The 4,068-nt window shown below is 75.1% G+C and carries 4 protein-coding genes; 1 reads left to right on the top strand and 3 read right to left on the bottom strand.

Annotated elements, in window-relative coordinates; translation table 11 throughout:
• Positions 1–89: 89 nt before the first annotated feature.
• From OUY22_RS35965 to OUY22_RS35955, 3 genes are read right to left on the bottom strand one after another with little or no spacing between them, the layout of a single operon-like run.
• Entirely contained in the window at positions 90–1,070 is a 981-nt protein-coding gene (locus tag OUY22_RS35965; RefSeq protein ID WP_270159789.1) for an LLM class flavin-dependent oxidoreductase, read from the bottom strand.
• Positions 1,071–1,083: 13 nt separating this feature from the next.
• The gene (locus OUY22_RS35960; protein ID WP_270159788.1) at positions 1,084–1,800 is read right to left on the bottom strand and encodes a ribonuclease HII; all 717 of its coding nucleotides are present in this window, start codon (positions 1,798–1,800) and stop codon (positions 1,084–1,086) included.
• Between the two features lie 11 nt (positions 1,801–1,811).
• Positions 1,812–2,747, bottom strand: a complete 936-nt coding sequence (locus OUY22_RS35955; protein ID WP_270159787.1) for a LysR family transcriptional regulator — start codon at positions 2,745–2,747, stop codon at positions 1,812–1,814.
• 79 nt (positions 2,748–2,826) lie between these two features.
• Between OUY22_RS35955 and OUY22_RS35950 the strand changes: the two genes are divergently transcribed.
• Positions 2,827–4,068: pyridoxal phosphate-dependent aminotransferase (locus OUY22_RS35950; protein WP_270159786.1), on the top strand; the 1,242-nt coding region annotated here is incomplete at its 3' end.

The raw sequence follows: 4,068 nt of genomic DNA, 5'->3' as shown, positions 1-4,068 counted from the left end.
ATGGTGGCGGCGCTGGGCTCGGACCTGGTGGCGGGGGGGGGGGGGCCCCCCGCGCGGGGGCGGCCGCCCCCCGGGGGGGGGGGGGGCCCCTACCGGAGGCGGGGCAGCACCTCCGCGCCCAGCCGTCGCACGTTCTCCAGCACCCGCTCGGGGTCCCCCGCGCCCTCGACCATGAGCAGGAACCGCTGGATGCCAGTCTCCCGCGCCGTGCGGGCCAGCCGTTCGGCGCACAGGTCGGCCGAGCCGACCGGGTGGATGCGGGTCAGCAGGTCCACGTACGCGCCCACGTCCCTGGGCGGGCGCGGCCGGCCGTCCACCGCGACGTAGCCGGCGAGCCCCGGCTCCAGCCAGGCCGGCATCGCCCGGCTCAGCTCACCGACCGCCTCGGCGGTGCTGTCGGCGACGTGCGCCACCGCCGCCGCCACGTGTCCGGGGACGGCCCCTCCGGCGCGTACGGCGTAGCCGCGCACCATGGCGGCCTTCTCCGCGTCGCCGACGTGCAGGCCGAGCAGCATCGGCAGGCCCCGGTCGGCCGCCAGCGCGGCGGTGCCGGCGGAGGTGCAGGCCACGACCGGCCGCATCCGCGCGGGCGGCACCACGCTCACCTCGCGGAAGGCGAAGAACTCCCCTTCGGCCTTGACCGGACCGCCCGACAGGGCGGTGACCAGCAGATCCAGCGACTCGGGGAAGCCGCGCTCGAACCGCGCCAGCCCGGTGCCGAACACCTCCACGTCCACCCACGGGCCGCCCCTGCCGACCCCCAGCGTGAACCGGCCGCCCGACAGGTGGTGCAGCATGGCCGCCTGCTCGGCCAGCGCGATCGGGTGCTGGGTGGACAGCACGCTCACCGCCGTGCCGAGCCCGATGCGGGAGGTCCGGCCGGCCGCGACCGCGGCCAGCGTGGTGGGCGACGGGCACAGGCCGTAGGACATGAAGTGGTGCTCGGCGATCCACGCCTCGTCGAACCCGGCCCGCTCCGCGGCCACGATCAGCTCGACGGTGTCGGCCAGGACCCGCCCCGGCTCCCGGCCGGGGAAGCCGGCCGCGATGAGGAAGACGCCGATGCGCACCCCTCCGATGATGTCATCCGAAGAGGCTGACCTGGCCTTCCCCCACAGCGGGATCCCGGTGTCGCTTCAGGTGCCGCCACGCGGGCAGGTCGTCGAGGTAGGACCAGGAGAGCCGGTGGTAGGGCGTCGGGCCGAGCCTGGCCAGCGCATCCTGGTGCCGCGGCGACGGGTAACCGGCGTTCTCCGCGAACCCGTACTCCGCGAACCCGCGATCCCCGCACTCATGACCCGCGCGAGCGCGATCCCCGCACCCGAGGCCGGCCATGTGCGCGTCCCTGCGCACCTTGGCCAGGACCGACGCGGCGGCCACCGACACGCTGGCCGCGTCGCCCCGCACCTCCAGCCGCACCCGCCAGGGCGGGCCGATGTAGTCGTGCTTGCCGTCGAGGATGACCGCGTCCGGCCTGACCGGGAGCGCGTCCAGGGCACGCCTGGCCGCCCGGCGCAGCGCCTCGGTCATGCCCAGCTCGTCGATCTCCAGGTGGGACGCCTCCCCGAACCCGACGCCCGCCGCCCACGCCCGCAGCTCCGCCGCCACGGTCTCACGCCTGGCCACGGAGAGCCGCTTGGAGTCGGTCAGCCAGCCGGGCGGCTCGCCGTCGCCCGCCACCACGGCGCACACGGTGACCGGGCCGGCCCAGGCGCCCCGGCCCACCTCGTCCACGCCCGCGACCGTGCGGACGCTCGGCTGGGACAGCAGCAGGTGCTCGATCGCGTACGAGGGCGGCATGGCCCAGAACGCTACCGGGCCGCGAGGCGTACGGGGGCGAGGTCGGCGGCGATCAGGCGGGCGGCGACGTGCACCGCGCGCAGCGTCACCGAGACCGAGGGCCGGTTGACGCTGGAGGCGCGGGCCACGGCGAGCACCTCGCGGCCCACCGGGTCGCCGGGGAAGCGGCGCACCGCCAGCCCGCGCACCCCGGCCGCCAGGGCGAGCGCGGGCACGGCCGCGATGCCGATGCCCTTGGCCACCAGGGACAGGATGGTCCCCAGGCCCTCGAACTCCCACGGGACCGGCTTGGGGCCGCCGACGTCCACCAGCAGCCGGTCCGTGGCCAGCCGGGACGGCTCACCGTCAGGGGTGGCCATCCACGGCTCGTCCCGCAGTTCGCGCAGGTCGAGAGGCACCTCGGGGTCGGCGAGCCGGTGCCTGCGCGGCACCACGAGCACGAGCGGGTCGGACAGCAGCGGGAAGACGCGCAGGTTGTCGCTGTCGGCGGCGCGCCCGTACCAGTCGTCGATCAGCGCGATGTCCACCTCGCCCGACTGCACCTCCCGCATCCCCCGGCCGGACCTGCTCTGCCGCAGGCGGAGCGTGAGTTCGGTGTGGCGGCGGAGCGAGCGGGCGAGCGCCGGGGCGAATGCCACCGCCGCTGTGGGGAAGGCGGTGACCACGACACGCCCGGCGGGGCTGCCCGCGTGGGCCGAAAGGTCCGATTCCGCCTCTTCCACCATCGAAAGGATGCGTTCCGCGTGGGCCACGAGCCGCCGACCGGCGTCGGTCAGTTCCGCACTTCGCGCCGTCCGGTCGATGAGGGCGGTGCCCGTCTCCCGTTCCAGCGTCGCAAGCTGCTGGGAGACCGCCGACGGGCTGTAGCCGAGGGACTCGGCGGCCGCGGCGATGCTGCCCCGGCGGGCGAACTCGCTGATCAACACCAGGCGCCGCAAATCAAGCATCGGACTTCCTTATGCCTACCCACAACAAGCCTCGCTTGTACTGATGCCTTCATCCAACCACCCTGGGAACGTGACAAACATGGCAGTGACACTTTCCGCCACTCTGGCGGCGAACGAGGACATCGAGCGGAGACGGCGCGCCGGTCAACGCGTGCTGAACCTGGCCTTCGGTGAGGCCGGTCTGCCCGTGCACCCGGCGCTGCGCGGGAAGCTGGTCGCCGCCTCCGACCGCAACGGCTACGGCCCCGTCGCCGGGACGGCCGAGCTCCGCGCCGCGGCGGCGGGCTACTGGACCCGGCGAGGGCTCGTCACCGACCCCGACCTGGTCGTCTGCGGCCCCGGCAGCAAGTCGCTGCTGTACGGACTGCTGCTGGCGATCGGCGGTGACGTCGTCCTGCCCATGCCCAGCTGGGTCAGCTACGCCGCGCAGGCCGACCTGATCGGCTCCAGCCCGATCCTGGTGCCCGCTCCCCCGGGCGGAGGCGGCGTGCCTGACCCCGGCCGGGTGGCCGAGGCGGTGCGCGAGGCCCGCGCGCGGGGCAGGACCGTGCGCTCGGTGCTGGTGACGCTGCCCGACAACCCCACGGGGCTGCTCGCGCCGCCGCGGACCATCGGCCGCCTGGTGGAGGTCGCCCGCGAGCTGGACCTGTACATCATCTCCGACGAGATCTACCGCGACCTGCTGCACGATCCCGACCTGGCGTACACCTCGCCGGCCGACCTCGCGCCCGAGCGCACGCTGGTCACCACGGGGCTCAGCAAGAGCCTGGCCCTGGGCGGCTGGCGGATCGGCGTGGCCAGGCTCCCCGACGGCGCGGACGACCTGCGCGCGCGGCTGCTCGCGGTGGCCAGCGAGATCTGGTCAGCGCCGGCCGCGCCGGTGCAGGAGGCGGCCGCGTACGCCTTCACCGACCCGCCCGAGCTGGCCGAGCGCATCGCGCGCAGCAGCCGCCTGCACGGCGCGGTCGCGCGCGCGGTCCGCGACCGGTTCGTCGCGATCGGCGGGTCCGTGCCGGCCCCGCAGGGCGGCTTCTACCTCTATCCCGACCTGGGCCACCTGGGGTTCAGCGGTTCGGCGGAGGTCGCGCGGACGCTGCTCGACAGGTACGGCATCGGCGTGCTGCCCGGCCACGCGTTCGGCGACGACCCCGCGGCCTCCCGGGTCCGCGTCGCCGTCAGCCTGCTGTACGGGGAGACGAGCGAGCAGCGGACGGCCGCGCTGGACAGTGACGATCCTCTCCGCCTGCCGTGGATCAAGGACAGCCTGGACCACCTGGCCCTGGGCCTGACCGAGCTGTCCCTGAGCATGCCCGACCAGCGC

The organism is Nonomuraea corallina, assembly GCF_027620315.1.
GTDB classification, from domain to species: Bacteria; Actinomycetota; Actinomycetes; order Streptosporangiales; family Streptosporangiaceae; genus Nonomuraea; species Nonomuraea corallina.
This window is presented reverse-complemented; position numbering and strand designations above follow the sequence as displayed.